Source organism: Streptomyces odontotermitis (assembly GCF_050510915.1).
Lineage (GTDB): Bacteria > Actinomycetota > Actinomycetes > Streptomycetales > Streptomycetaceae > Streptomyces.
Genome location: NZ_JBNJLS010000001.1, coordinates 381,231 through 408,172 on the forward strand (window position 1 = coordinate 381,231; position 26,942 = coordinate 408,172).

General features: G+C 70.9%; 22 protein-coding genes. 4 read left to right on the forward strand and 18 right to left on the reverse strand.

The features are described 5' to 3' along the window. Positions 1 to 34: 34 nt before the first annotated feature. Positions 35 to 670, reverse strand: coding sequence for a signal peptidase II (lspA, locus tag ACQB60_RS01805; RefSeq protein WP_496924006.1), 636 nt, complete (start codon positions 668 to 670; stop codon positions 35 to 37). 78 nt (positions 671 to 748) lie between these two features. Continuing rightward, entirely contained in the window at positions 749 to 1,783 is a 1,035-nt protein-coding gene (locus ACQB60_RS01810; protein WP_496924007.1) for a TraR/DksA family transcriptional regulator, read from the reverse strand. Positions 1,784 to 2,375: 592 nt separating this feature from the next. Between ACQB60_RS01810 and ileS the strand changes: the two genes are divergently transcribed. After that, on the forward strand, positions 2,376 to 5,507 hold the full coding sequence (ileS, locus tag ACQB60_RS01815; RefSeq protein WP_496924008.1) for an isoleucine--tRNA ligase: 3,132 nt from the start codon (positions 2,376 to 2,378) through the stop codon (positions 5,505 to 5,507). A 214-nt stretch (positions 5,508 to 5,721) separates the two neighbouring features. On the opposite strand, the gene ACQB60_RS01820 is transcribed toward ileS, so the two are convergent. The 16 genes from ACQB60_RS01820 to rsmH form a co-directional block, all read right to left on the reverse strand. Further along, positions 5,722 to 6,786 carry a DivIVA domain-containing protein gene (locus tag ACQB60_RS01820; protein WP_496924009.1) on the reverse strand — a complete coding sequence of 355 codons (1,065 nt, stop codon included), beginning with the start codon at positions 6,784 to 6,786 and terminating at the stop codon, positions 5,722 to 5,724. A 46-nt stretch (positions 6,787 to 6,832) separates the two neighbouring features. Beyond that, the gene (locus ACQB60_RS01825) at positions 6,833 to 7,123 is read right to left on the reverse strand and encodes a YggT family protein (protein WP_030783884.1); all 291 of its coding nucleotides are present in this window, start codon (positions 7,121 to 7,123) and stop codon (positions 6,833 to 6,835) included. Between the two features lie 67 nt (positions 7,124 to 7,190). Then, complete coding sequence (locus ACQB60_RS01830) at positions 7,191 to 7,835, reverse strand: cell division protein SepF (protein ID WP_384842103.1); 645 nt, start codon at positions 7,833 to 7,835, stop codon at positions 7,191 to 7,193. Between the two features lie 123 nt (positions 7,836 to 7,958). Continuing rightward, positions 7,959 to 8,678 (reverse strand): YggS family pyridoxal phosphate-dependent enzyme, encoded by a 720-nt coding sequence (locus ACQB60_RS01835; RefSeq protein ID WP_496924010.1) that lies wholly within the window; start codon positions 8,676 to 8,678, stop codon positions 7,959 to 7,961. Beyond that, a complete protein-coding gene (pgeF, locus tag ACQB60_RS01840) occupies positions 8,675 to 9,454 on the reverse strand; it encodes a peptidoglycan editing factor PgeF (protein WP_496924011.1) in 780 nt (259 codons plus the stop codon). The genes ACQB60_RS01835 and pgeF overlap by 4 nt, the downstream gene beginning before the upstream one ends. Then, positions 9,451 to 10,674, reverse strand: coding sequence for a cell division protein FtsZ (gene ftsZ, locus ACQB60_RS01845; RefSeq protein ID WP_496924012.1), 1,224 nt, complete (start codon positions 10,672 to 10,674; stop codon positions 9,451 to 9,453). The genes pgeF and ftsZ overlap by 4 nt, the downstream gene beginning before the upstream one ends. A gap of 275 nt (positions 10,675 to 10,949) precedes the next feature. Beyond that, entirely contained in the window at positions 10,950 to 11,735 is a 786-nt protein-coding gene (locus ACQB60_RS01850) for a cell division protein FtsQ/DivIB (protein ID WP_496924013.1), read from the reverse strand. A gap of 15 nt (positions 11,736 to 11,750) precedes the next feature. Then, positions 11,751 to 12,845: an undecaprenyldiphospho-muramoylpentapeptide beta-N-acetylglucosaminyltransferase gene (murG, locus tag ACQB60_RS01855; RefSeq protein WP_384842088.1), complete on the reverse strand. Its 1,095-nt coding sequence runs from the start codon at positions 12,843 to 12,845 to the stop codon at positions 11,751 to 11,753. A gap of 6 nt (positions 12,846 to 12,851) precedes the next feature. After that, entirely contained in the window at positions 12,852 to 14,171 is a 1,320-nt protein-coding gene (ftsW, locus tag ACQB60_RS01860) for a putative lipid II flippase FtsW (protein ID WP_496924014.1), read from the reverse strand. A gap of 105 nt (positions 14,172 to 14,276) precedes the next feature. Next, positions 14,277 to 15,716 carry a UDP-N-acetylmuramoyl-L-alanine--D-glutamate ligase gene (gene murD, locus ACQB60_RS01865; protein ID WP_496924015.1) on the reverse strand — a complete coding sequence of 480 codons (1,440 nt, stop codon included), beginning with the start codon at positions 15,714 to 15,716 and terminating at the stop codon, positions 14,277 to 14,279. Beyond that, positions 15,698 to 16,768, reverse strand: a complete 1,071-nt coding sequence (gene mraY / locus ACQB60_RS01870; protein WP_384842079.1) for a phospho-N-acetylmuramoyl-pentapeptide-transferase — start codon at positions 16,766 to 16,768, stop codon at positions 15,698 to 15,700. Before mraY ends, murD begins: the two co-directional genes overlap by 19 nt. Further along, on the reverse strand, positions 16,765 to 18,171 hold the full coding sequence (locus ACQB60_RS01875; RefSeq protein WP_496924016.1) for a UDP-N-acetylmuramoyl-tripeptide--D-alanyl-D-alanine ligase: 1,407 nt from the start codon (positions 18,169 to 18,171) through the stop codon (positions 16,765 to 16,767). Before ACQB60_RS01875 ends, mraY begins: the two co-directional genes overlap by 4 nt. 4 nt (positions 18,172 to 18,175) lie before the next feature. Continuing rightward, complete coding sequence (locus ACQB60_RS01880; RefSeq protein WP_496924017.1) at positions 18,176 to 19,849, reverse strand: UDP-N-acetylmuramoyl-L-alanyl-D-glutamate--2,6-diaminopimelate ligase; 1,674 nt, start codon at positions 19,847 to 19,849, stop codon at positions 18,176 to 18,178. 12 nt (positions 19,850 to 19,861) lie between these two features. Next, complete coding sequence (locus ACQB60_RS01885) at positions 19,862 to 21,844, reverse strand: peptidoglycan D,D-transpeptidase FtsI family protein (protein WP_496924018.1); 1,983 nt, start codon at positions 21,842 to 21,844, stop codon at positions 19,862 to 19,864. A 5-nt stretch (positions 21,845 to 21,849) separates the two neighbouring features. Continuing rightward, entirely contained in the window at positions 21,850 to 22,404 is a 555-nt protein-coding gene (gene ftsL / locus ACQB60_RS01890; protein ID WP_496924019.1) for a cell division protein FtsL, read from the reverse strand. Beyond that, a complete protein-coding gene (gene rsmH, locus ACQB60_RS01895) occupies positions 22,401 to 23,360 on the reverse strand; it encodes a 16S rRNA (cytosine(1402)-N(4))-methyltransferase RsmH (protein ID WP_496924020.1) in 960 nt (319 codons plus the stop codon). Before rsmH ends, ftsL begins: the two co-directional genes overlap by 4 nt. 352 nt (positions 23,361 to 23,712) lie before the next feature. Here rsmH and ACQB60_RS01900 point away from each other — a divergent pair, with 352 nt between their 5' ends. The 3 genes from ACQB60_RS01900 to ACQB60_RS01910 all read left to right on the forward strand — a co-directional run bounded on the left by ACQB60_RS01900 (position 23,713) and on the right by ACQB60_RS01910 (position 26,938). Continuing rightward, positions 23,713 to 24,336 (forward strand): beta-class carbonic anhydrase, encoded by a 624-nt coding sequence (locus ACQB60_RS01900; RefSeq protein ID WP_496924021.1) that lies wholly within the window; start codon positions 23,713 to 23,715, stop codon positions 24,334 to 24,336. 218 nt (positions 24,337 to 24,554) lie between these two features. Continuing rightward, on the forward strand, positions 24,555 to 25,574 hold the full coding sequence (locus ACQB60_RS01905) for an AAA family ATPase (RefSeq protein ID WP_384842058.1): 1,020 nt from the start codon (positions 24,555 to 24,557) through the stop codon (positions 25,572 to 25,574). Next, complete coding sequence (locus tag ACQB60_RS01910) at positions 25,574 to 26,938, forward strand: DUF58 domain-containing protein (protein WP_496924022.1); 1,365 nt, start codon at positions 25,574 to 25,576, stop codon at positions 26,936 to 26,938. The genes ACQB60_RS01905 and ACQB60_RS01910 overlap by 1 nt, the downstream gene beginning before the upstream one ends. The last annotated feature ends 4 nt before the right edge of the window (positions 26,939 to 26,942 follow it).

Here is a 26,942-nt window from a genome sequence, read left to right on the forward strand (position 1 = left end):
TATGCAGGAGCCCACCGACACCCCACACCGGAGCTCAGTCCTTGTGGACGGTCCCGTCCGGGTCCAGACCGCGGAACGACAGCAGCACGATCAGGATGCCGCCGCACACGATCGCCGAGTCCGCCAGGTTGAAGACCGCGAACCCCTTCGGGGCGATGAAGTCGACGACCGCGCCCTCGAAGACCCCGGGCGACCGGAAGAGCCGGTCGGTGAGGTTGCCGAGGGCGCCGCCGAGCAGCAGCCCGAGGGCGATCGCCCAGGGCAGGCTGTAGAGCTTGCGGGCGAGCCGCGCGATCACGATGATCACGGCCGCCGCGATGCAGGTGAAGATCACGGTGAAGGCTTCGCCGACCCCGAAGGCCGCGCCCGCGTTCCGGATCGCCGACAGGCGCAGCCAGTCACCGATGAGCTCGATGTCCTCGTGGTGCTCCAGCTTGGCGACCACGACCATCTTGCTGACCAGGTCGAGGAGGTAGGCGAACACGGCCACCCCGAACAGCACGGCGATCTTCCGCTTGCCCTTGGGCCGCTGCTCGGGCTCTCCGGCCGCGGCCTGCTGCTCGCCCTGGCCGGCAGCGGCCTCCTCGGTCCCGGAGTCGGACTGCTCCGGCTCGGCCCCAGCCGCCTCAGGGATATCCGGCGTACCGATGATGCGCTCCGCCTCTGCCACGTGAGTCCCTCAACCTAGGTGCCTGACTGAGGACGAGAGTACGGCACACACGTACGGCCCCAGCAGTCCAGGAGGCCCTCAGTACCGGCGTTCCTGCTTCTGCTTGCACTCCACGCACAGCGTCGCGCGCGGGAACGCCTGCATCCGGGCCTTGCCGATCGGGTTGCCGCAGTTCTCGCAGAGGCCGTACGTGCCCGCGTCGAGCCGCTCCAGGGCGCGCTCGGTCTGCTCCAGCATCTCCCGGGCGTTCGCGGCGAGCGCCATCTCGTGCTCGCGCGTGATGTTCTTCGTGCCGGTGTCCGCCTGATCGTCGCCCGCGCCGTCACCGGAGTCACGCATCAGCCCCGCGAGCGCGCTCTCGGACGACTCGATCTCGGTCCGCAGCCGCATGGACTCGGCCATCAGCTCCGTCCGCGCCTCGGCGACCTCCGCCGGGGTCCACGGGTCCTCGCCGGGCCGGACCGCGAGCTCACCGGGCGCCGCCGCCACAGCACGTGCCTTCGGCACCGCGGTCGGCTTCTTCGCTTCCGTCGCCGTGCCCGGAGTCTTCTTCGCAACCACCGTCGTGGCTCCCGTCGTCTCCGCGGCCTCAGCCGCACCCTCGGCCGCCGCTGCGGCCGTCTTCTTCGCCGTGCTCTTCTTGGCGGCGGTCTTCTTGGCCGCCGTCTTCTTCGCCGCCGCCTTCTTCGCCGGAGCGGCCTTCGCGGTGCCCGCCTCCCCCTCAGCGGCCGCCTTCTTGGCGGCCGTCTTCTTGGCAGCGGCCTTCTTGGCCGGTGCGGCGACATCCTTCGTGGCGGCAGTCTTCGTGGCTGCCGCCTTCTTTGCCACCGCCTTCTTGGCCACGGTCTTTTTCGCCGCTGTCTCCTTGGACGCCGCTCCCCCGCCGGACGCCTCCTTGTGGACGGACGCCTCCTTCGCGGCGGATGCCGTCTTCTTGGCGGCGGCCTTCTTCGCCGTCGTCTTGCGCGGCTGGTCCTTGGCGTCGTGTGCGGTGCCCTTCGCCACGCTCTTCTTGCCGCTGACGTCCTTGGGCGCTGCCGTCCCGCCCGCGCCGGCCGTGCCTGTGGATCTGCTGGTCGCCGACTGCTGTACGGCGGTCTTCTTCGCCACCATGGCCGCGGCCCCTTCACATATTGTGATCTTGCTCGCGAATCGTGCTGGGACGATAAATCGACTCCAGGCCCGCGGCAACGGGGCACGCCGCCCGATTCGCCCGCCCCACGGGTGCCGCGGGACGAGCCTTCATGCGTTGTGCCCAGCTCCCCGCCGGGTAATCCGCCGACCGGGCCGTGCCGGGATCCGCGCGGCCCACCAGTGGCCATTCGGGTCAGTACGCGCCCCTGGCCGCACACCGCACGCGGTCCACGCAAAAACCGGTCGGCCACCCCTCCCCGGGCGCCGTACACTGGCCGGAGCGAGAAGCGTGGATGGGGACGAGTAGCGGCGTACGCAGCCAAGAGCGACCCGGGGACGGTGTGAGCCCGGGGGCGAGCGCGACGCGAAGATCACCCCGGAGCCGCCGGAAGAAAGCCGCAGCCCGAGGGCCAAGGCCAGTAGACCCGGCATCGCGACCCCAATGAGGGGGCTCACCGGCGCACACGACGCTCCGGAGGGCCAAGGAGGGTGGTACCGCGGGAGCGCGCCGCACACGGCGTCCGAGGCTCTCGTCCCTCCGACGGAAGAGCAGTCCGCCGGAGGAAGATCGATGACGCAGTACCGCCAGGTGCCCGCCCAGGTCGACCTGCCCGCCCTCGAGCACGCCGTGCTCGACTTCTGGCGCGAGCAGAAGATCTTTGCCAAGAGCTTGGAGCAGTCCGAGGGCCGCCCCGAGTGGGTGTTCTACGAGGGCCCGCCCACCGCCAACGGCATGCCGGGCGCCCACCACATCGAGGCCCGCGTCTTCAAGGACGTCTTCCCCCGCTTCCGCACGATGCGCGGCTACCACGTGGCCCGCAAGGCGGGCTGGGACTGCCACGGCCTCCCGGTGGAGCTCGCGGTCGAGAAGGAGCTCGGCTTCAGCGGCAAGAAGGACATCGAGGCGTACGGCATCGCCGAGTTCAACGCCAAGTGCCGCGAGTCCGTGACCCGCCACACCGACGCCTTCGCCGACCTCACGACGCGCATGGGCTACTGGGTCGACCTCGACGACGCCTACCGCACCATGAACCCCGAGTACGTGGACTCGGTCTGGTGGTCCCTGAAGGAGATCTTCAACAAGGACCTCCTGGTCCAGGACCACCGCGTCGCCCCCTGGTGCCCCCGCTGCGGCACCGGCCTCTCCGACCACGAGCTGGCTCAGGGCTACGAGACGGTCGTCGACCCTTCCGTCTACGTCCGCTTCCCGCTCACCGGCGGCCCCCTCGCGGGCGAGGCGGCGCTCCTGGTGTGGACGACCACGCCCTGGACCCTGGTCTCGAACACGGCGGTCGCCGCGCACCCGGACGTCACCTACGTGGTGGCCACCGACGGCCAGGAGAAGATCGTCGTCGCCGAGCCCCTCCTGGAGAAGGCCCTCGGCGAGGGCTGGGAGGCCACGGGCCAGACCTTCACCGGCGCCGAGATGGAGCGCTGGACCTACCAGCGCCCCTTCGAGCTGGTCGAGTTCCCCGCCGAGGCGCACTACGTGGTCAACGCCGACTACGTGACGACCGAGGACGGTACGGGCCTGGTCCACCAGTCCCCCGCCTTCGGTGAGGACGACCTCAAGGTCTGCCGCGCGTACGGGCTCCCCGTCGTGAACCCGGTCCGCCCCGACGGCACCTTCGAGGAGGACGTCCCGCTCGTCGGCGGCGTCTTCTTCAAGAAGGCGGACGAAAAGCTCACCGAGGACCTCAAGGACCGCGGCCTCCTCTTCCGCCACATCCCGTACGAGCACAGCTACCCGCACTGCTGGCGCTGCCACACGGCGCTCCTCTACTACGCGCAGCCGTCCTGGTACATCCGCACCACGGCCATCAAGGACCGCCTCCTCCAGGAGAACGAGAAGACCAACTGGTTCCCGGACTCGGTCAAGCACGGCCGCTTCGGCGACTGGCTGAACAACAACGTCGACTGGGCGCTCTCCCGCAACCGCTACTGGGGCACCCCGCTGCCCATCTGGCGCTGCGAGAACGACCACCTCACCTGCGTCGGCTCGCGCGCGGAGCTGGGCGACCTCACGGGCACCGACCAGTCGGAGCTCGACCCGCACCGCCCGTACATCGACGCGGTCACCTTCCCCTGCCCGACCTGCCAGGAGACGGCCACCCGCGTCCCGGAGGTCATCGACGCCTGGTACGACTCGGGTTCGATGCCGTTCGCGCAGTGGGGATACCCGTACAAGAACAAGGAGCTCTTCGAGAGCCGCTACCCTGCGCAGTTCATCTCAGAGGCCATCGACCAGACGCGCGGCTGGTTCTACACGCTGATGGCGGTGGGCACGCTCGTCTTCGACAAGTCGTCGTACGAGAACGTGGTCTGCCTCGGCCACATCCTCGCCGAGGACGGCCGCAAGATGTCCAAGCACCTGGGCAACATCCTGCAGCCGATCCCGCTCATGGACCAGCACGGCGCCGACGCGGTGCGCTGGTTCATGGCGGCGGGCGGCTCCCCGTGGGCGGCACGCCGCGTGGGCCACGGCACCATCCAGGAGGTCGTCCGCAAGACCCTCCTCACGTACTGGAACACGGTCGCCTTCCAGGCCCTGTACGCCCGTACGTCACAGTGGGCCCCCAGTGCGGCCGACCCGGCGCCCGCCGACCGCCCGCTCCTGGACCGCTGGCTGCTCAGCGAGCTGCACGCGCTCACCGACCAGGTCACCCAGGCCCTGGAGAGCTACGACACCCAGCGCGCGGGCAAGCTCCTGTCCGTCTTCGTCGACAACCTCTCCAACTGGTACGTGCGCCGCTCCCGCCGCCGCTTCTGGCAGGGCGACAAGGCGGCGCTGCGCACCCTGCACGAGGTCGTCGAGACCGTCACGAAGCTGATGGCCCCGCTGACGCCGTTCATCACCGAGCGCGTCTGGCAGGACCTGATCGTGCCGGTGACCCCGGGCGCCCCGGAGTCGGTCCACCTGTCCGCGTGGCCGGAGGCGGACCTGTCCGCCATCGACCCGGAGCTGTCGAAGCAGATGGTCCTGGTGCGCCGCCTGGTCGAGCTGGGCCGGGCCACGCGCGCGGAGTCGGGCGTCAAGACCCGCCAGCCGCTGTCCCGCGCACTGGTCGCGGTGTCCGGCTTCGAGGCGCTCAGCCCCGAGCTGCACAGCCAGATCACCGAGGAGCTGAACGTCTCCTCGCTGGCCTCGCTCTCCGAGGTCGGCGGCTCGCTGGTCGACACGACGGCGAAGGCCAACTTCCGTGCCCTGGGCCGCCGTTTCGGCAAGGGCGTCCAGGCCGTCGCCAAGGCGATCGCGGAGGCCGACGCCGCCGCGCTGTCCCTGGCGCTGCGCGAGGGCACGGCCTCGGTCGAGGTCGACGGCGAGACGGTGACGCTCTCCCCGGAGGAGGTCATCATCACGGAGACCCCGCGCGAGGGCTGGTCGGTGGCGTCCGACTCCGGCGCGACCGTCGCCCTGGACCTGGAGATCACCGAGGAGCTGCGCCGCGCGGGCCTGGCCCGTGACGCGATCCGCCTGATCCAGGAGGCCCGCAAGAACAGCGGCCTGGACGTCGCGGACCGGATCGCGCTGCGCTGGACCTCCACGGACCCGGCGGTGCTCACGGCGCTCGCCGACCACGCGGAGCTCATCGCGGACGAGGTCCTCGCCACGGACTTCGCCCAGGGCGAGGCCGACGACTCGTACGGCGAGACCTTCACGGACGAGTCCCTGTCCCTGACGTTCCGCCTCCGCAAGGCGTAACTCCCGGGCTCAGCAAGGCCGAAGGCCCGTACCCGCCAAAGATCTTGGTGGGTACGGGCCTTCGGCGTTGCGTACCGGGGCACAACTGAACGTTTCTGCAGCCGCACGCGGCTCCCGCACACAGACACACGGTGCACAAAAGGGCCGGGCCCCCAGATAGCTCTGGGGGCCCGGCCCTGAATGTCCGACGCCTACAAGGGCGTGGTCACACCCGTCAGTTGTCGTCCTCGTCGATGAGGAAGCCACGCATCGGCGACGGGGCCTGCTGCATCGGCTGCTGGCCCTGCGGCCGCACCGGCGCCATCGGCTGGGTCATCGCCGGGGACATCTGCTGCTGGCCGCCGTAGGACGGGCCGCCGGCGGGCTGGCTGTTGCCGCCCATCGACTGGTTGCCGCCGTAGGACGGGGCACCCGCACCGGCCGGGGCCATCGAAGGCGCCGGGGACGGCGGCAGCGAGGCGGTCGCCGGGGTCCGCGGCGGGGCCAGCGAGTCGTCCGCCTGCGTCTCCAGCTGACGCAGCTGCGACTCCAGGTAGGACTTCAGACGCGTGCGGTACTCGCGCTCGAAGCCGCGCAGGTCCTCGACCTTGCGCTCCAGCGTGGCGCGGGCGGACTCCAGGGAGCCCATCGCGACGCGGTGCTTCTCCTGCGCGTCCCGCTCCAGGGCGTCGGCCTTGGCACGGGCGTCACGCTCGAGGCCCTCGGCGCGCGAACGGGCCTCGCCCACGATCTTGTTGGCCTCGGAACGGGCCTCCGCGATCGCCTGGTCGGCGGTCTGCTGCGCGAGCGAGAGCACGCGCGCGGCGCTGTCGCCACCGGGGCCCTGACCGGGCTGCGGCAGCTGCGGTCCGTGACCGCCCATCGGGCCGCCCATGGGGCCACCCATCGGACCCTGGCCCATCGGGCCGGGACCCTGCGGACCGCCCTGCGGTCCATGGCCACCGGGGCCGGCGGGCAGCTGCGGCGGGCCGCCCATCGGGTGCTGCTGCGGCGGGACCGGCTGCGGCGGGCCAGATATTGCGGCGGGCACGGGGGCACCGGGACCACGCTGGTCCTGGGGCTCCGGCGGCTTGCGCATTCCGCCCTGCTGCTGGTTCTGCGCGGCGGCTCGGGTGGCCGCGGCCAGCTTGGCGCGCAGGTCCTCGTTCTCGCGGAGCAGGCGCGTCAGTTCGGCTTCGACCTCATCGAGGAAGGCATCGACCTCGTCCTCGTCATAGCCTTCTCGGAGGCGGACGGTCGTGAACTGCTTGTTCCGCACGTCCTCGGGGGTCAACGGCATCTCTTCACCTCAACGTAGTCGTCGGCATTCGGCAAGACCGTATCGTTCACACAGACACCGACCTGACGACGGTGATCAGGATGTAGACGATGATCATCAGTACGAAGAAGGACAGGTCGAGCGCCACGCCCCCGAGACGCAGCGGCGGAATGAACCGCCGCAGAAGCTTGAGCGGTGGATCAGTGACAGTGTAGGTGGCCTCCAAAACGACCACCATCGCCTTGCCGGGTTGCCATGAGCGGGCGAACTGGAAGACGTAGTCCATGACCAGCCGGAAGATCAGCACGATGAGGAAGCACATCAGCGCGATGTAGAGCACCTGCAAGACCACGCTCATGTCCGCGTTTCCCTCTCCCCTGTTCCCGTGCTTCGTTTCCGATACCTGCGTCTACCGCACTTGCGTCTCAGCTCTGGTTGAAGAACCCGCCCTCTGCGATGCGGGCCTTGTCCTCCGCCGTGACATCGACGTTAGCAGGCGACAACAGGAACACCTTCTGCGTCACTCGCTCAATGCTGCCATGCAGACCGAAGACCAGACCGGCGGCAAAGTCGACAAGTCGCTTCGCGTCCGTGTCGTCCATCTCCGTCAAGTTCATGATCACCGGGGTGCCTTCGCGGAAGTGTTCCCCGATGGTACGGGCCTCGTTGTAGGTCCGGGGGTGCAGCGTGGTGATGCGGTAGGGCTCCCGCTCGGACACGACCTTGGGCATGATCACCGGTGCGTTCTTCTCCAGGCTCTGGCGTTCAGGTGTGATGGATGCCACGGGGGCGATTCGCGCCGGACGTCCGGATTCCGCGGCTAGCGAAGCGGAGCGGGACACCGGCTCCCTCGGGGCGGGTGGCTGCACCACTCGTACCGATTCGTCCCGTTCGGGCGTGTGCGCCTGGCGGGACTGGTGCGACTGATGCGGCGGCTCGTGCCGCCTGCGGTCCCGCTCGGGCTCCGGCTCGGGTTCGAACTCGTCATCGGGGTCGAACCCCGGACCGTCGTACCCATCGTCCTCCACGAGGCCGAGGTAGACCGCCATCTTGCGCATCGCGCCGGCCATGCTCTGAGTCCTCCGCTCTGTGGTGGATCGGCTGTCGTCACCAACTGCCCGCGATCCACGAGGTCCCCGCCCCAACAGCGGGAATGACCATATTTTCTGCTGTGGTCCGACTTCTTGGCGACGTTACCCGAGCCTGGGTCGGACTCCGAGTACCGCCGTACCGACGCGCACATGTGTCGCCCCGGCCGCAACGGCCTCCTCGAGGTCCGCACTCATCCCTGCCGAGACCATGTTCGCAGCCGGATGAGTCGCGCGCAGGGCAGTCGACAAATCCATCAACCGCTCGAACGCCGCCTGTTGGCGCCCCTCGTAAGGGCCCGTGAGCGGTGCGACGGTCATCAGACCATCGAGCCGCAGCCCCGGCGCCCCGGCCACGAGATCGGCCAACTCTTCGATTCCGCCCGGTCCTACGCCCCCGCGGTCCCCCCGCCCGTCCTCCTCGGCGTCGAGGGCGACCTGGATGAAGCAGCCGAGCTCCCGCTCCGCGCGCACCGCGGCCGCCGACAGAGCTGTGACGAGCTTGGGACGGTCGACGGACTGCACGGCATCGGCATAACTGACCACGGAGCGGACCTTGTTGGTCTGCAACTGACCCACGAAGTGCCAGGTAAGGGGCAGATCCGAGCACTCCGCGGCCTTCGGTGCCGCGTCCTGGTCGCGGTTCTCCGCGACGTGGCGCACACCGAGTTCCGACAGGATCCGCACATCGCTCGCGGGGTGCGTCTTGGTGACCACGATGAGGGTCACCTCGTCCCGCTCGCGGCCCGCTTCCGCGCAGGCCGCGGCGATGCGCTTCTCGACGTCCGCCAGATTCCCGGCGAGTTGAGACTTACGGTCCGTCATGCCCTGTCCCCCGTCGCCTCGAGGGCACCGGGGGTGCCCTCCAACCAGACATAGCCCGCGAGACGACCGGTGGTCCGGTCGCGGCGGTACGAGAAGTGGTCTTCCGATTCCCGGGTACACACCGGGGACTGCTCCCGGTCGCGCACCCCGAGCCGCTCCAGCTGAGCGTGCACCCCCGCCGTCACGTCGACCGCCGGCGTGCCCCAGCTCGTCTCGGCGTACGCCGCGGGCTCGACGGCGGCGACCTCGGCGCGCATCGCGTCGGGCACCTCATAGCAACGGCCGCACACGGCGGGGCCGGTGCGGGCCACGATCCGCGCGGGATCGGCGCCGAGCTCCACCATCGCGGCCACCGCGGCGGGCACCACTCCGGCGACCATGCCGGGCCGCCCCGCATGCGCAGCCCCCGCGACGCCCGCGACGGGGTCGGCGAGGAGGACGGGGGTGCAGTCGGCGGTGAGGACCGCGAGGGCGAGGCCGCGCCGGGCGGTGACCACGGCGTCGACGGCGGGGAGTTGCTCGGCGGCGCCCCACGGCCCGTCCACCACGGCGACGTCGGACCCGTGCACCTGGTTCATCCAGACGACCCGGGCCGCGTCGATCCCCAGCGACTTGGCGGCCAGCTCGCGGTTGGTGCGCACCGCGTCGGGGTCGTCCCCGACCGCCCCGCCGAGATTGAGCTCCTCGTACGGAACGGCGCTCACCCCGCCCCACCTGTCGGTGAAGGCGAAGTGCGCGCCGCTCACAGTGCTCGTTCCGGAGCGCTGACCTATCACTTCAGGAAGTCCGGCACGTCCAGCTCCTCGGCCTGGCTGTCCTGGTAGGGACGGGCCGGGGGGACCTGCGGCGGGGAGACCGGCGCGGACGGGCCCTCGCTCACCGGGGCCGGGGCCGGCTCGGCGGGCTCCGCGGTCTGCGGCTCGTCGCGCGGGGTCACGCTGCCGAGGCCGCCGAAGGCCGGGCGGGACTCGGTCGACCGGGCCGGGGTCGCGGGCTCCTCACGCTTGGCGGAAGCCGAGCCCAGAACGTTTTCCCTCTTGGCCGGGGGCTGTCCGCCGTCGAAGCCCGCCGCGATGACGGTGACCCGGACCTCGTCGCCCAGGGCATCGTCGATGACGGCACCGAAGATGATGTTGGCCTCGGGGTGGGCGGCCTCGCTGACCAGTTGGGCCGCTTCGTTGATCTCGAAGAGGCCGAGATCCGAGCCGCCGGAGATGGAGAGCAGCACACCGCGGGCGCCGTCGATGGACGCCTCGAGCAGCGGCGAGGAGATCGCCATCTCGGCCGCGGCCACCGCGCGGTCGTCGCCGCGGGCCGAGCCGATGCCCATGAGCGCCGAACCCGCCTCGGACATCACGGACTTGACGTCGGCGAAGTCGAGGTTGATCAGGCCGGGCGTGGTGATGAGGTCGGTGATGCCCTGCACACCGGAGAGCAGCACCTGGTCCGCCGACTTGAAGGCGTCGAGGACGGAGACCTGGCGGTCCGAGATGGACAGGAGCCGGTCATTGGGGATGACGATGAGGGTGTCGACCTCTTCGCGGAGCTCCGCGATGCCGTCCTCGGCCTGGTTCGCGCGGCGGCGGCCCTCGAAGGTGAACGGCCGGGTGACCACACCGATCGTCAGGGCGCCGAGCGAGCGCGCGATGTTGGCGACCACGGGGGCGCCGCCGGTGCCGGTGCCGCCGCCCTCGCCGGCGGTGACGAAGACCATGTCGGCCCCCTTGAGGACCTCCTCGATCTCCTCGCGGTGGTCCTCGGCGGCCTTGCGGCCGACGGCCGGGTTGGCTCCCGCGCCGAGTCCACGGGTGAGTTCACGGCCGACGTCGAGCTTGACGTCGGCGTCGCTCATCAACAGGGCTTGCGCGTCGGTGTTGATGGCGATGAACTCGACGCCCTTGAGACCGACCTCGATCATCCGGTTGATGGCATTGACACCACCGCCGCCGACACCGATGACTTTGATGACTGCGAGGTAGTTCTGCGGTGCTGCCACGTCGAAGGCCTCTCGCCTCGAGTTACGTGTCGCCGCCTCGTTTTGAAACGCTGCGACGACTGATGCCGAATGGGACGGTCCGAACGCCGACCCGAACCCTAACGCTGAAGTTTAGGGTTACCAGTGTGTCTGTTCCCTGGACTCTTCCGAACAGGACACTAAGTCGACAAGTGGCGCACGTTCAACGAACACGCCGAACCTCCCGTTTTTCTTTTCACCCTATGTGATCAGCCGTAGCGCTGCCGAACCAGGGTGCTGGCCTGCGGTGATGTACGTCAACTCGTCGATGACGCAGGGGCGGTGGGGACGCTCACATCGAAGTGCCGCGCCTTGGGGGCGGCTTTCATCAGCGCGGTGAGCGTCGTGGCCTTCGCACGACCCTTCTCACTGCTGCCCCACACGACCGTCCGCTCGCCGCTCAACTCCAGCGAGATGGAGTCGTACGAACGGACCTTGACGGCCCGCGTCCGCTGCGCGACCGCCTCCGGCAGATCACCGGCCACCTGCACAGATGCGCGCAGCAGCCGGTCGGTTCCAAACCGCCGCAGACTCGGCGATCCGGCCGCCTGATCCGTCGTCAATTCGAGCAGCGGGACGCCCTTCGGAGCACGGCCGACCGTGGCGAAGCGCACGCCCTTCGCGTCCACTTCGACGAACTTTCCGCCCTTTTCGATAAGGAGGACCGGCTTGCGTTCCGTCACTTTGAGGCCGATTCCGTGCGGCCAGGAACGGACGACGTCAATCGAGTCGATTCGGGGCAATTTCCGGCGCAGCCGTGCCTCGATGGCGTCGGAATCGACCGAAATCAGCGGTGCCCCGACCGGGGCGTCGGCGGCCTCCTGCACCTGTTCGGGCGTCAGCACCCGCGTACCGGAGGCCGATACGTGTTCCAGGCGCAGCCACTGCGAGCCGTACAGCACCCACACCCCGCCGCCGCCGAGCAGCACGAGCGCGACGGCGAGCGCGATCAGGGTGCGCGGCCGGGGCAGCTTGAGGCGGCGGGGCGGGCGGGACCGACCAGGTGCGGACTGCTGTCGTTCGGCGGTGGTCGGTCCGGCCACGGTCCCCTGCCTTCTTCACGCGTTGCGGCGTGACGCAATCGCCTCGTACACCATGCCGACGAGGAGCTCGTCGGCGTCCCTGCGGCCGAACTCCGAGGCGGCGCGGGACATCTCGTAAAGGCGGTGCGGGTCGGCGAGCACGGGCAGGACGTTGCCCTGGACCCACTCGGGCGTCAGTTCCGCGTCGTCGACCAGCAGTCCGCCGCCCGCCTTGACCACCGGCTGGGCGTTGAGCCGCTGTTCGCCGTTGCCGATGGGCAGCGGGACGTAGGCGGCGGGGAGCCCGACGGCGGAGAGTTCGGCGACGGTCATCGCGCCCGCGCGGCAGAGCATCATGTCGGCCGCGGCGTACGCGAGGTCCATCCGGTCCACGTACGGTACCGGGATGTAGGGCGGCATCCCCGGCATGTTGTCGACGCGCGGCATTTCGTTCTTCGGGCCGACCGCGTGCAGGATCTGGATGCCCGCGCGCTGGAGCACCGGGGCGACCTGCTGGACGACCTCGTTGAGCCGCCGGGCGCCCTGGGAGCCGCCGGAGACCAGGAGCGTCGGCAGGTTCGGGTCGAGGCCGAACGCGGCGCGCGCCTCGGGGCGGACCCGGGCCCGGTCGAGCGTGGCGATGGTGCGGCGCAGCGGGATGCCGATGTAGCGGGAGCCGCGCAGCTTGCTGTCGGGCGACGAGACGGCGACCGCCGAGGCGTACCGCGAGCCGATCTTGTTGGCCAGGCCGGGGCGGGCGTTGGCCTCGTGCACCACGATCGGGACGCCGAGGCGCTTGGCCGCGAAGTACGCGGGCAGCGCGACGTAGCCGCCGAAGCCGGCCACCGCGTCCGCCTTGGTGCGCTCCAGGACCTGCTCGGCGGCCTTGATGGTGCCGCGCAGCCGTCCGGGGACGGTGAGCAGCTCGGGCGTGGGCTTGCGCGGCAGCGGTACGGCGGGGATCAGGGCGAGTTCATAGCCTCGCTCCGGTACGAGCCGGGTCTCGAGTCCACGCTCCGTGCCCAGGGCCGTGATGCCCACAGTGGGGTCCTGCCTGCGCAGGGCGTCCGCGAGGGCGAGCGCGGGCTCGATGTGGCCGGCGGTCCCCCCACCGGCGAGTACGACATGCACCGAAATTCACCGCTCTCCGGACGAACGCGCCTTGACGCGCCGTCGCATCGTGTTCCATCTCACCCGAGGTTGCCGCATGGCCAGGGCCGCCTTCGCCGCCGGTTCCTCTCGCGCGAAGGCGATGAGCAGACCGATGGCGAACATGGTCGGCAGCAGGGCCGAGCCCCCGTAGGAGAACAGCGGGAGCGGGACACCGGCGATCGGCAGCAGACCGAGCACCGCACCGATGTTGACCACGGCCTGGGCCGTGATCCAGGTGGTCACGCCTCCCGCGGCGTACCTCACGAAGGGGTCCTCCGTGCGTCCGGCCACGCGGATACCCGCATAGCCTAGAGCCGCGAACAGAGCGAGCACCGACAGTGTCCCCGCCAGGCCGAGTTCCTCCCCGGTGATGGCGAAGATGAAGTCGGTGTGCGGTTCGGGTAGTTGACCCCATTTTTCCACACTCGCGCCGAGACCGGAACCGAAGAATCCGCCGGAGGCGAGCGCGTAGATCCCGTGCACGGCCTGCCAGCACTGGTCGGCCGGGCCGGGGTCCGTCTTGCCCATGCAGGCGAGCCGGGCCATGCGGTTGGGGCTGGTCTTGATGAGGATCACGCCGAGGACGCCCGCGATGGAGAGCACGCCCGCGAACAGCCGCGTGGGCGCTCCCGCGAGCCAGAGCAGGCCGAAGAGGATGGCGGTGAGGATGATCGCCGTCCCCATGTCGCCGCCGAGCATGATCAGGCCGAGCAGCATGAACGTGACCGGGACGAGCGGGACGAGCATGTGCTTCCACTGCGTGAGCAGGCGCTTGTCCTGCTTGCGCGCGAGCAGGTCGGCGCCCCACAGCACGAGCGCGAGCTTGCCGAACTCGCTGGGCTGGAGCTGGAAGGGGCCGCCCAGATAGATCCAGTTCTGGTTTCCGTTGACGCTGCGCCCTATCCCGGGGACCTGGACCAGGACCATCAGGAAGACGGTCGCCGCGAGCATCGGATACGCGAGGGCCCGGTGCAGCTTGACCGGGACCCGCATGGCGATGAGCAGCAGGCCGGTGCCGAGGACGGCGGCGACGAACTGCTTGCGGAAGAAGTACGAGGCGGGCAGGTGCAGCTGCAGCGCCTGGATCATCGAGGCCGAGTAGACCATCACCAGGCCGAGCGCGGTGATCAGCAGGCTGGAGCCGAGGATCAGGTAGTACGCGGTGAGCGGCCGGTCCCAGGCGCGGCGGGCCTTGGTGTAGAGGCGCCGCAGTCCGCTCTCGCGCGGCGGCGAGGACATCCGGGCGGGCCGGGGTGCGACCGGCCCGCGCGGCCGGCGCGGGGCGCGCGCGCTGCTGCCCGGCATCAGCGGGCCCCTCCGCCGGCCGTACGTCCACGAGACCCCAGCCACGACACGGCTGTCACGTTGCCCTCCCGAGGGTCCGGGCGCCCCGGACCCCGCAGGGTCCGGTCAGGCGCTGTCGGCGGCGAGTTCGCGGACGGCGGCCGCGAACGCGTCGCCACGCTCGTTGTAGTTGGTGAACATGTCCATCGACGCGCAGGCCGGAGCCATCAGCACGGTGTCCCCCGGCTGAGCCAGCTCGGCCGCCCGCCGCACCGCCTCGGACATCGCCCCAGTGTCGGTCCGGTCGAGGTCCACCACCGGGACCTCGGGGGCGTGTCGCGTCAGGGCTTCGCGGATCAGGGCACGGTCGGCGCCGATGAGGACGGCGGCCCGCAGCCGGCCCTTCGAGTGCTCCACGAGCTCGTCGAAGGTGGCTCCCTTGGCGAGCCCCCCGGCGATCCAGACGATCGACTCGTACGAGGCCAACGAGGCTTCTGTGGCGTGGGTGTTGGTGGCCTTGGAGTCGTCCACATAGGCGACCCCGGCCACGTCCGCCACATGCGCGATGCGGTGGGCGTCCGGGCGGAAGGCGCGCAGCCCCTCGCGGACCGCCGACGCCTCGACGCCGTAGGCGCGCGCGAGGGCCGCCGCGGCAAGGGCGTTGGCGATGTTGTGCGGCGCGGGCGGCTGCACGTCGGAGATCTCGGCGAGCTCCTGGGCCTGCTTCTGGCGGTCCGGCACGAAGGCACGGTCGACCAGGATGCCGTCCACGACGCCGAGTTGGGAGGGGGCGGGCGCATTCAGCGTGAAACCGATGGCGCGGCAGCCCTCTTCGACGTCGGCCTCGCGGACCAGGTCCTCGGTGGCCTTGTCGGCGACGTTGTAGACGCAGGCGACCCGGTTGCCCTCGTAGATGCGGCCCTTGTCGGCGGCGTACGCCTCCATGGAGCCGTGCCAGTCGAGGTGGTCGGGGGCGAGGTTCAGGACCGTCGCGGAGTGGGCGCGCAGCGAGGGCGCCCAGTGCAGCTGGTAGGAGGAGAGCTCGACGGCGAGCACGTCGTAGGCGTCGTCCCCTTCGAGGATCACGTCGACGATCGGCGTACCGATGTTGCCGACGGCGGCCGTGCGCAGGCCCGCCGCCGTCAGGATCGACGCGAGCATCTGCGTGGTCGTGGTCTTGCCGTTGGTGCCGGTGATGGCCAGCCACGGCGCGGCGTCCGGGCCGCGCAGGCGCCAGGCGATCTCCACGTCCCCGACGACGTCAACGCCCGCCCCGGCCGCCGCCGCGAAGAGCGGCGACTCGGGCTTCCAGCCGGGCGAGGTGACGACGAGGTCGGTGCCCTCGGGGAGGGTGTCCGCGTCGCCCAGGCGTACGGAGATGCCCTCGCCCTCGAGGGCGGCGGCCCGCTCGCGGTGGGTGTCCGAGGAGCCCCCGTCGACCACCGTCACCGCGGCGCCGAGCCCGGCCAGGGCGCGGGCGGCGCTGATGCCGCTCACACCGAGCCCGGCGACGGTGACGTTCCTGCCCTGCCAGTCGGACGCAGTGGTCACTTGTCGGCTGCCCATCCCGCGTAGAAGAGGCCGAGTCCGACGATCACGCACATGCCCTGGATGATCCAGAAGCGGACCACGACCAGGACTTCGGACCAGCCCTTGAGTTCGAAGTGGTGCTGGAGCGGCGCCATCCGGAAGACGCGCTTCCCGGTGAGGCGGAACGAGCCGACCTGGATGACCACCGACATGGTGATGAGGACGAAGAGGCCGCCGAGGAGCGCGAGCAGCATCTCCGTGCGCGAGCAGATCGCGAGACCCGCGAGCGCGCCGCCGAGGGCCAGCGAGCCGGTGTCGCCCATGAAGATCTTCGCGGGCGAGGTGTTCCACCACAGGAAGCCGAAGCAGGCGCCCATCAGGGCGGAGGCCACGACGGCCAGGTCGAGCGGGTCTCTGACCTCGAAGCAGGCCGACGGGTTGGTCAGCGTGTTCGCGTTGGCACAGGACTCCTGGTACTGCCAGACGCCGATGAAGGTGTAGGCGCCGAAGACCATCACGGAGGCGCCGGTCGCGAGGCCGTCGAGGCCGTCCGTGAGGTTCACGCCGTTCGACATCGCGAGGATCATGAACAGCGCCCAGATCACGAAGAGCACCGGGCCGATGGACCAGCCGAAGTCCGTGACGAAGGAGAGCTTCGTCGAGGCCGGGGTCTGGTTGCGGTTGTCCGGCCAGTTCAGGGCCATGACCGCGAAGGCGATGCCGACGATCAGCTGGCCCGCCATCTTCGCCTTGGCGCGCAGACCGAGCGAGCGCTGCTTGACGATCTTGATGTAGTCGTCGAGGAAGCCGACGAGGCCCATGCCCGCCATCAGGAAGAGCACCAGCATGCCGGAGAGCGTGGTCTCCGTGCCCGTGATGATCTTCGTCAGGAAGTACGCGATGAGCGTGGCCAGGATGAAGGCGATACCACCCATGGTCGGCGTACCGCGCTTGCTGTGGTGCTCGCGCGGGCCGTCGTCCCGGATGAACTGCCCGTAGCCCTTGCGGGCGAGGAGCTTGATCAGCAGCGGCGTTCCGACCAGGGTCAGGAAGAGCCCGATCACACCCGCGAAGAGGATCTGCCTCATCGGCCGGCGACCTCGCCCTCACTGGTGTTCTCGAGCAGCGCGAGCGCGACCCGCTCGAGACCGACCGATCTGGACGCCTTCACCAGGACGACGTCCCCCGGGCGCAACTCGCTGCGCAACAGGTCGATCGCCGCCTGTGCGTCGGACACGTGCACCGACTCCTCACCCCACGAACCCTCGTTGTATGCGCCCAGTTGGAGCCAGGACGCTTCCCTGCCCCCGACTGCCACGAGCTTGCTCACGTTGAGCCGGACGGCAAGGCGTCCGACCGCGTCGTGCTCGGCGAGACCTTCGTCCCCGAGCTCGGCCATGTGTCCGAGCACCGCCCACGTACGACGCCCCTTGCCCATGGCCACGAGCGCGCGCAGGGCCGCCCGCATGGACTCGGGGTTCGCGTTGTAGGCGTCGTTGACGACCGTCACGCCGTCCGGGCGCTCGGTGACCTCCATCCGCCAGCGGGACAGGGTGCCCGCCTCGGAGAGCGCGAGGGCGATCTCGTCCACGGACAGGCCCAGCTCATGGGCGACGGCGGCCGCGGCGAGCGCGTTCGACACGTGGTGCTCACCGTACAGCCGCAAGGTCACGTCGCTGCACCCGGAGGGTGTGTGCAGCGTGAAGGCGGGCCGGCCGTTCTCCGTGAGCCGGACATTCTCGGCGCGCACGTCGGCGTCCTCGGCCTCTCCGAAGAGGAGGACCCGGGCCTGCGTGCGGGAGGCCATCGCGCGTACGAAGGGGTCGTCGGCGTTGAGGATCGCGGCGCCTTCCGCGGGCAGCGCCTCGACGAGTTCACCCTTTGCTTCCGCGATCTGCTCGCGGCCGCCGAACTCTCCGATGTGGGCGGTGCCGACGTTGAGCACGAGGCCGATCTTCGGCGGCGTGAGCTCGGCGAGGTAGCGGATGTGGCCCTTGCCGCGGGCGCCCATCTCCAGGACGAGGAACCTGGTCTCGTCGGTGGCCGACAGGGCGGTGAGCGGCAGGCCGATCTCGTTGTTGAGCGAGCCCGGCGTCCACACCGTGGGGGCCTTGGTGCGCAGCACCTGCGCGATGAGGTCCTTGGTGCTGGTCTTGCCCGCGGAGCCGGTGAGGGCGACGAGGGTGGCGCCGAGGCGCCGGACGACGTGGCGCGCAAGGGCGCCGAGCGCCGACTGCACGTCCTCGACCACGATCGCGGGCACGCCCACGGGCCGTGAGGCGAGCACCGCGACGGCGCCCGCCTCGACGACGGCGGCCGCGTAGTCGTGGCCGTCGACGCGCTCGCCGACGAAGGCGGCGAAGAGGCTGCCGGGCTCCACCTCACGGGAGTCCCGGACCACCGGACCGGTCACCTGACGCGTCGGATCCGGTATGTCGTACGTCTGCCCGCCGACGACGCTGGCGATCTCGGCGAGGGAGAGGGCGATCACAACTTCATCCCTGGGTTTGCTCGATGGCTTCGCGAAGCACCTGGCGGTCGTCGAAGGGACGCACCACCCCGGCGATGTCCTGGCCCTGCTCGTGGCCCTTGCCCGCGACGAGGACGGTGTCGCCGGGCTGCGCGCGGGCGACGGCCGCGGCGATGGCGGCGGCGCGGTCCTCGAAGACGGCGACCTCGCCGCGCTCGTGGGCCGGCACGTCGGCGGCGCCCGCGAGCATGGTGGCGAGGATCGCGAGGGGGTCCTCGCCACGCGGGTTGTCGGAGGTCAGTACGGCGGAGTCGGCGAGGCGGGCCGCGGCGGCGCCCATCGGCATCCGCTTGGTCTTGTCGCGGTCGCCGCCGCAGCCGAGCACGATGTGCAGCTTGCCCTCGGTCACCTTGCGCAGCGCGCGCAGGACCGATTCGACGGCGTCCGTCTTGTGCGCGTAGTCGACTACGGCGAGGTACGGCTGGCCCGCGTCCACGCGCTCCAGGCGCCCGGGGACGCCCGGCACGGCGGCGACACCGTCGGCGGCGGTCTGCGGGTCGATGCCCGCGACGGCGAGGGAGACGATCGCGGCGAGCGTGTTGGCGACGTTGAACGGGCCGGCCAGCGGGGACTTCGCGGTGATCCGCTCCCCCTTCGGGCCGACCGCGACGAAGGTCGAGTCCAGCGGACCCACCTCGACGTCCTCGGCCCGCCAGTCGGCGTCGGGGTGGCCCTCGGCGGAGAAGGTGGTGACGGGCACCTCGGACTCGGTGATGAGCCGACGCCCGTACTCGTCATCGAAGTTGACGACGCCGAGCCGGGACCGCTCCTTGGTGAAGAGCTGCGCCTTCGCCCGGAAGTAGTCCTCCATGTCGGAGTGGAACTCCATGTGTTCCGGGCTGAGGTTGTTGAAGACGGCGACGTCGAAGACGCAGCCGTCGACCCGGCCGAGCACCAGGGCGTGGCTGGAGACCTCCATGGCGACCGCCTCGACGCCGCGCTCCCGCATCACCGCGAAGAGGGCCTGGAGATCGGTGGCTTCGGGGGTGGTGCGCTCCGACTTGATGCGCTCGTCGCCGATGCGCATCTCGACGGTGCCGATGAGTCCGGTGCTGCGGACCTCCCGCAGACCGCCCTCGATCAGATACGCGGTGGTGGTCTTGCCCGACGTACCGGTGATGCCGATCTGCAGCAGGTCGCGGCCGGGGTGCCCGTAGACCGTGGCCGCGAGCTCGCCCATGACGCCGCGCGGGTTCTCGACGACCAGGGCCGGCAGGCCGGTGGCGGCGGCGCGCTCGGCGCCCGTCGGGTCCGTGAGGATCGCCGCGGCGCCGAGGTCGGCGGCCTGGGCGACGAAGTCGGCGCCGTGCAGCCGGGCCCCGGGCAGGGCGGCGTAGATGTCGCCGGGGCGCACCGCCCGCGAGTCGTGCGTGATGCCGGTGATGCCGGGGGTGTCGGTCGCACCTGGCGAGGCGACGCCGAGCTGATCGGCGAGCTCCGCGAGGGGCGTGGCGGAGACCTGGGCCGGCCGGGGCGGTCCCGGATAGGTCACGGGAGCGCCTTTCTGGGTGGTTTGGGACTGATCAGCGTGTGGCACGGCGGTGAGCGTACCGGGCTCACCCGCTTCAGGGCGAAGCGAGGTGCTTGCCGGTCCGTGTGGCGGGCGACGGTTCCCGGGGTCGGAGGTGATCGTTGTCACGGGGGTTCCTGGTCAGTCTCCGGGCTTGTAGGTGACCGGAAGGCGGGCGGGGGGCTTGCCGGTGGGCGGGACTTGCAGCGTCTTCAGGGCGAACTCCATGACCTGCTTGTAGATGGGGCCGCAGATCTGGCCGCCGAAGTAGCTGCCCTTGGTGGCGTTCTGGATCGCGCAGTAGACGGCGACGCGGGGCTTGTCGGCGGGCGCGAACCCGGCGAACGACGAGGTGTAGCCCTTGTACTTGCCGGTGGCGGGATCGACCCGGTTGGCCGTACCCGTCTTGCCCGCGACCCGGTAGCCGGGCATGCGGGCGGCGATGCCGGTGCCTTCCTCGTCGTCCACGACGGACTCCAGCATCGTCGCAAGCGTCTTGGCGGTCTGCTCGCTCACGACGCGGGTCTGCCGGGGCTTGGGGGCGGGCGCGAAGCGGCCGTCGGGGCCCTTCGTGCCGCGTACGAGGGTGGGCTCGACGCGGACGCCGCCGTTGGCGATCGTGGAGTACACGGAGGTCGCCTGCATCGCGTTGATCGAGAAGCCCTGGCCGAAGGGGACCGTGAACTGCTGCGAAGTGGACCACTTGTCGGGCGGCGCGAGGATGCCGGAGGTCTCCCCGGGGAAGCCGAGCCCGGTCTCCTTGCCGATGCCGAACTTGCGCAGGTACGAGTAGAGCGTCTGGTTCACCTCCGACTGCGTCTTGCCGAGCTGGCCGGTCGCGAGGATCGTGCCGATGTTGCTGGACTTGGCGAGCACGCCGTTGAGCGTGAGGTGCCAGGTGGGGTGGTCGATGTCGTCCTGGAAGAGGCGGTCGCCGCGGTGCAGCCGGTTGGGCACCGTCACGTGCGTGCCGGGCGTGGCCGCGTTCTCCTCCAGTACGGCCGCCATCGACATGACCTTGGCGGTGGAGCCGGGCTCGTACGCGTCCTGGAGCGCGGCGTTGCCCATGGCGGCGCCGTTGGCCTGCGAGAGGTCGTTCGGGTCGAAGCCCGGGGCGTTGGCCATGGCGAGGACCTCGCCGGTCTGCGTGTCCTGCACTATCACGTAGCCGCGGTCCGCCTTGGACTTCTTGACCTGCTCGGTGATCGCGTTCTGCGCGGCCCACTGGATGTCGCGGTCGATGGTGAGCTCGATGTCGGAGCCCGGCACGGCGGGCGTCTCGGTGCCGCCTGCGGTGGGGACCTGGCGGCCGCCGGACTGGGCGTACCTGATCTTGCCGTCCTTGCCCGCGAGCTCCTTGTCGAGCTGCTGCTCCAGGCCGCCCGCGCCCTTGCCGTCGGCGTTGACCCAGCCCAGTATCCCGGCGCCCAGATCGGCGTTGGGGTAGACCCGCTTGCTGCTCGGGTCGGCGAGGACGCCCGCGAGGACGTTGGCGGACTTCGGGTCGGCGGCCGCCTTGTCGGCGAGGGCGGAGCGCAGGTCCTTGATCTGCTTCCAGATCTTGGGGGTCTGGCGCCGGGCGAGCAGGACGTAGCGGGTGTCCGGGGTCTTCAGCTTCTTGGTGAGCTCGACCGGGTCCTTGCCGAGGATCGGGGCGAGCAGGGCGGCCGCCTGCTCGGGGGCGTCCTTGACCTTCGTCGACTTGGGCGTGAGGAGCGTGGGGTCGGCCGAGATGTCGTACGCGTCGTCGCTGATCGCGAGCTCGATGCCGCGGCGGTCGGTGATGCCGCCGCGCTCGGCGGCCAGGGTGTGGCCGAGGTAGCGATTCTTCTCCGCCTTGGCGGTGTACGCGCTGGCGTCGACCGCCTGCACCTGGAGCAGCCGCACCACGAAGATCAGCATGATCAGGGTGAGTCCGAGGCTGACCATGCGCAGGCGGGGCCGGGGGCTGCCCAGGCGGATGACGCGGGGCGCCGCCTTGCCGGAGCCACCTGCCGGGCGCGGGCGGCGGGCGGCGGGGCGGCCGCCGGGTCCGGGGCGCCGCTGCTCACCGGGGCGGGCGGGGCGCGCCGGGCGAGCGGGTCCCGGCACTCGGCGGCGCGGGGGCGGTTGACGGTCCGTCACTTACGTCACCTGCCGGAGGTCGTGGGGCCGGGCTGCGCGGAAGGGGCGGTGCGGGGGTGCTGGGCGGAGGGCTTCGGCGTGGGCGTGGGCTCGGGGCCGGGAGCCGACGGGGCGGGGGACGGGGCCTCGGAGACCGAGGGCGGGGGCGAGGCCACCTCGAGCGGGCGGGGCGCGGGCACCCGCAGCGCCGAGGGCCTGGCCGCCGCTCCGGGCACGCCGCGGACGGTGCCGTCGGGGTCGAGGAAGGCGGGGTCGCCGCCGGGGACCATGCCGAGCTCACCGGCGCGGCGCTGCAGCGCGTCCGGGGCCGAGAAGTCGTCCACCTCGCGCTGGAGCTCCTGCTGCTCCTCGGTGAGCTCGGTGGTCTCCTTCTTGAGCTTGCTCAGCTGGAACGACCCCTCGTTCAGGGAGGAGTTCAGCATCAGGAGCGTGATGAGGCCCCCGCCGAGCAGCAGCACCACCAGTAACACGAAGGGCGTGCGGGCGGCCTGGCTCGGGCCCGACGGCAGCAGCCGGGCGAGCTTCGCCGCCCTCCCCCGCAGCTCGGGCTTCTTGCTCATGGGGCCTCCTCGCGGATGCGCTGCGCACCCCGCAGCCGTGCCGGGGCCGCCCGGCGGTTCTCGGCGACCTCTTCCTCGGTGGGGAGTTCGGCACCGCGCGTGAGCAGCTTGAGGCGCGGCTGGTAGCGCTCGGGTACGACGGGCAGGCCGGGCGGCGCCGTGGTGGCGGCTCCGGCCGCGAACACCTGCTTGACCAGGCGGTCTTCGAGCGAGTGGTACGAGAGCACAGCGATGCGGCCGCCGACCGCGAGCGCCTGCACCGCGGCCGGGATGGCTCGCTCCAGGACGCTCAACTCGCCGTTGACCTCGATGCGCAGGGCCTGGAAGGTGCGCTTGGCGGGGTTGCCGCCGGTGCGCTTGGCGGCCTGCGGCAGGGAGTCGCGGATGAGCTCGACGAGCCGGGCGCTGTTGCTGAACGGCTCCTTCTCGCGCTCGCGCACGATGGCGGAGACGATCCGCTTGGCCTGCTTCTCCTCCCCGTACGCCCGCAGGATCCGCACCAGCTCACCGGCCGGGTACGTGTTGAGCACCTCGGCGGCGCTCATGCCCGTCGTCTGGTCCATGCGCATGTCGAGGGGGGCGTCCTGGGCGTACGCGAACCCCCGGTCCGCCTCGTCGAGTTGCATCGAGGAGACGCCGAGGTCGAAGAGGACTCCCTGGACGCGCGGGACGTCCAGGCGGTCGAGCACGTCGGGGAGTTCGTCGTAGACGGCGTGCACGAGGGTGGCCCGGTCGCCGTAGGGGGCGAGGCGCTCGCCGGACAGGCGCAGCGCTTCCTTGTCGCGGTCGAGCGCGATGAGGCGGGCGGAGGGGAAGGTGGCCAGGAGCGCCTCGCTGTGGCCGCCGAGCCCGAGGGTGCAGTCGACGACGACCGCTCCGGGCTCCGCGAGCGCGGGGGCCAACATGTCCAGGCACCGCTGGAGCATCACGGGGACATGTCGACTGTTGCTGCTCAAGGGGCCCTCTCAGCTCCGGCGGGCGGTACGCACCGCCGGGTCCCCGCCCGCTCGAGAAGGGGAATGGCCTGCTGGCGCCGGGGAAGAGGCGTCAGCCGACCGGGAGCGGGAGGAGGCCGAGCCGTACGTACGCGCCGCGCACGTGGGGGATTCAGGGAATCTCCGGGGAATTACCGTCCAGCAGGGAGCAGGTCACGTCTCCCGCTTCGCGTCACTTTAGTCCACGGTGTCTTTCGGTCAATCAACCGGCCTGCGCGTCGCGAGCCACCCCCGGCGACGCCGGATTCCCGGCGAAGTCACCCATTCGGCCGCACCGTCACGGCCCCTGTGGACTACCTCACAACAAGACTCATTGACGTTCTTTGTCCGTTCTCACAGCAGGCCCGCCAGATCGGCGCGCACTACCGTCATAACCATGTCGACTTCCGCATCCCCTCAAGGCCGCACCCCCGCCGAGCCGAGCACCGGCATAACCGTGGACGGCACCGTCACGGACCGCCTCATCGACGCGAACCAGAAGTACGCCTCCGGCTTCACCGACCCCGGCATGGACGCCCGCCCCGTCCTGCAGGTGGCCGTCGTCGCCTGTATGGACGCCCGCCTCGACCTGCACGCCGCCCTCGGCCTGGACCTGGGCGACTGCCACACCATCCGCAACGCGGGCGGCGTGGTCACCGACGACGTCATCCGCTCCCTGACGATCAGCCAGCGCGCCCTCGGCACCCGCAGTGTCGTGCTGATCCACCACACGGGCTGCGGCCTGCTCACCCTCACCGAGGACTTCCGGCACGAGCTGGAGGACGAGGTCGGGCAGCGGCCTGCCTGGGCGGTGGAGGCGTTCCGCGACGTCGACCAGGACGTGCGGCAGTCGATGCAGCGGGTACGCACCTCGCCGTTCCTGCTGCACAAGGACGACGTACGGGGATTCGTCTTCGACGTGACGACCGGTCTGCTCCGGGAGATCGACCCTGCGTGACCGCAGGTGCGCTAGTTCGGACATTGTGCGAGGCCAAAGCGGCCCAACACCCGACATAACGGCGCCAGTTATCCACAGGCGAGTGACACGACCCCGTACGCCCAACAAGAATGCGGGGGTGGCGTCGCGCGGAACCATTCACGCGCGGTGTCCGTGAATCGGGGTGGGCCGGGCCGCAGGAAAGCGTCGGCCCGGAGAACGGGGCCGAGGAGGGCCGGGTGACGACCTATGACGATCGAGCGAGCCTCACTGATCTGACCACCACTGTGGAGCGAGTCCGCAGGTCGGTGGAGGGTGTGATCGAGGGCAAGCCTGAGGTCGTACGGCTTTCGCTGACTGTGCTGCTCGCCGAGGGACATCTTCTGATCGAGGATGTCCCCGGCGTCGGCAAGACCATGCTGGCCAAGGCGCTGGCGCGGTCCATCGACTGCTCGGTGCGCCGCATTCAGTTCACGCCGGATCTGCTGCCGTCCGACATCACCGGGGTGTCGATCTACGACCAGCAGCGGCAGGACTTCGAGTTCAAGCCGGGCGCGATCTTCTCGCAGATCGTGATCGGCGACGAGATCAACCGCGCGTCTCCGAAGACGCAGTCCGCGCTCCTGGAGTCCATGGAGGAGCGCCAGGTCACCATCGACGGGCAGACGTACGAACTGCCCAGTCCCTTCATGGTGGTGGCCACGCAGAACCCGGTGGAGATGGAGGGCACCTACCCGCTGCCCGAGGCGCAGCGCGACCGCTTCATGGCGCGCGTCTCCATCGGCTATCCCAGCCCGGAGGCCGAGCTCCAGATGCTGGACGTGCACGGCGGCGTCTCGCCCCTGGACGACCTCCAGCCGGTGGCCCACGCCCACGAGATCGTGAAGCTCGTGGACGCCGTGCGCACGGTGCACGTCGCCGATTCCGTACGGAGGTACGCGGTCGACCTGGTCGCCTCGACCCGCAACCACCCGGACCTCAGACTCGGGGCGTCCCCTCGTGCGACGCTGCACCTGCTGCGCGCCGCCAAGGCGTCCGCTGCCCTCAGCGGCCGGGAGTTCGCCCTGCCGGACGACGTGCAGGCGCTCGCCGTCGCGGTCCTCGCCCACCGCCTGCTGCCCACCGCGCAGGCCCAGTTGAACCGTCGTACGGCCGAGTCGGTCATCCTCGAGATCCTGCAGCGCACCCCGGTGCCCGCCTCCGCCCAGCCCGGCGGCGGCTACTACGGCCAGCAGCCGCCCGGCGCGCGGAGGCTGTGATGGCAGCCGGAGCGCCGCCCGCGGCGCACGGCGAGGAAGAGGACAAAGGCGGCCTGCGCACGGCGCTCGCGGGGCTCACCACCCGTGGGCGCTCCTTCCTTGCGGCCGGTGTCGCCGCGGCCATCTGCGCGTATGTGCTCGGCCAGTCCGACCTGCTCCGGGTCGGACTGCTGCTCGCGGTCCTGCCGCTGGTGTGCGCGGTCGTCCTCTACCGCACCCGCTACCGCGTCGCGGGCAGCCGCAGGCTCTCTCCCGCGCGCGTGCCCGCCGGTTCGGAGGCCCGCGTCCATCTGCGCATGGAGAACGTCTCGCGGCTGCCCACGGGCCTGCTGATGCTCCAGGACCGGGTGCCCTACGTCCTCGGTCCCCGGCCGCGCTTCGTGCTCGACCGGGTGGAGGCGGGGGGCCGCCGCGAGGTGTCCTACCGGGTCCGCTCGGACCTGCGCGGGCGCTATCCGCTCGGGCCGCTGCAGCTGCGTCTGACCGACCCCTTCGGGATGTGTGAACTGTCGCGCTCCTTCTCGACGTTCGACACCCTGACCGTCATCCCGCGCGTGGAGGCCCTGCCCTCGGTGCGGCTCACCGGGGAGGCCAAGGGGTACGGCGACGGACGGCACCGCTCGCTCGCCCTCGCCGGCGAGGACGACGTGATCCCGCGCGGGTACCGCCACGGCGACGATCTGCGCCGGGTGCACTGGCGCTCCACCGCGCGCTACGGAGAGCTGATGGTGCGCCGCGAGGAGCAGCCGCAGCGGGCCCGGTGCACGGTGCTCCTGGACACCCGCGACCGCGCCTTCAAGGGTGCGGGGCCGGACTCGGCCTTCGAGTGGGCGGTGGCGGCCACGGCCTCCGTCCTGGTGCACATGCTCGAACGGGGCTTCTCCGTGAGGCTGTTGACGGACACGGGCAACTCGGTGCCGGGCGAGGGCTCGGACGGCTTCGCGGGCGCCAGCCAGGAGTCGGCGGACGCGGCCGGGCTGATGATGGACACCCTCGCGGTGATCGACCACTCGGACGGCGCGGGTCTCAGCCACGCGTACGACGTGCTGCGGGGCGGAAACGAAGGTCTCCTTGTCGCTTTCTTCGGCGACCTGGACGAGGAGCAGGCACAGGTGGCCGCCAAGATGCGGCAGCGCAGCGGGGCCGCGGTCGCCTTCGTCCTGGACAGCTCGGCGTGGACGCAGAGCCTCTTGCCGCCCGGTGCGGCACAGACGCGGCTGCAGCTGCTGCGCGACGCGGGCTGGACGGCGCTCGCGGTGCCGCCGGGAGTGGGCCTCGTGGACGTCTGGCGGCAGGCGGACCACCTGCGCGCCAGCGCGGGTCCCGCGCCCGCCGCGGGGACGACGACCGGGGGCTGGGCATGAGGGG

What these genes read in the sequence shown, in the direction of transcription:
- ACQB60_RS01835 (WP_496924010.1), bottom strand. Translation starts at nt 8,678, where the DNA reads ATGACGGACCGTAAGTCTCAACTCGCCGGGAATCTGGCGGACGTCGAG.
- ACQB60_RS01810 (WP_496924007.1), bottom strand. Translation starts at nt 1,783, where the DNA reads ATGGTGGCGAAGAAGACCGCCGTACAGCAGTCGGCGACCAGCAGATCC.
- ftsW (WP_496924014.1), bottom strand. Translation starts at nt 14,171, where the DNA reads ATGCCGGGCAGCAGCGCGCGCGCCCCGCGCCGGCCGCGCGGGCCGGTC.
- ACQB60_RS01910 (WP_496924022.1), top strand. Translation starts at nt 25,574, where the DNA reads ATGGCAGCCGGAGCGCCGCCCGCGGCGCACGGCGAGGAAGAGGACAAA.
- ACQB60_RS01825 (WP_030783884.1), bottom strand. Translation starts at nt 7,123, where the DNA reads ATGAGCGTGGTCTTGCAGGTGCTCTACATCGCGCTGATGTGCTTCCTC.
- ftsL (WP_496924019.1), bottom strand. Translation starts at nt 22,404, where the DNA reads ATGAGCAAGAAGCCCGAGCTGCGGGGGAGGGCGGCGAAGCTCGCCCGG.
- mraY (WP_384842079.1), bottom strand. Translation starts at nt 16,768, where the DNA reads ATGAGGCAGATCCTCTTCGCGGGTGTGATCGGGCTCTTCCTGACCCTG.
- ACQB60_RS01830 (WP_384842103.1), bottom strand. Translation starts at nt 7,835, where the DNA reads ATGGCCGGCGCGATGCGCAAGATGGCGGTCTACCTCGGCCTCGTGGAG.
- ileS (WP_496924008.1), top strand. Translation starts at nt 2,376, where the DNA reads ATGACGCAGTACCGCCAGGTGCCCGCCCAGGTCGACCTGCCCGCCCTC.
- ACQB60_RS01820 (WP_496924009.1), bottom strand. Translation starts at nt 6,786, where the DNA reads ATGCCGTTGACCCCCGAGGACGTGCGGAACAAGCAGTTCACGACCGTC.
- murD (WP_496924015.1), bottom strand. Translation starts at nt 15,716, where the DNA reads ATGGGCAGCCGACAAGTGACCACTGCGTCCGACTGGCAGGGCAGGAAC.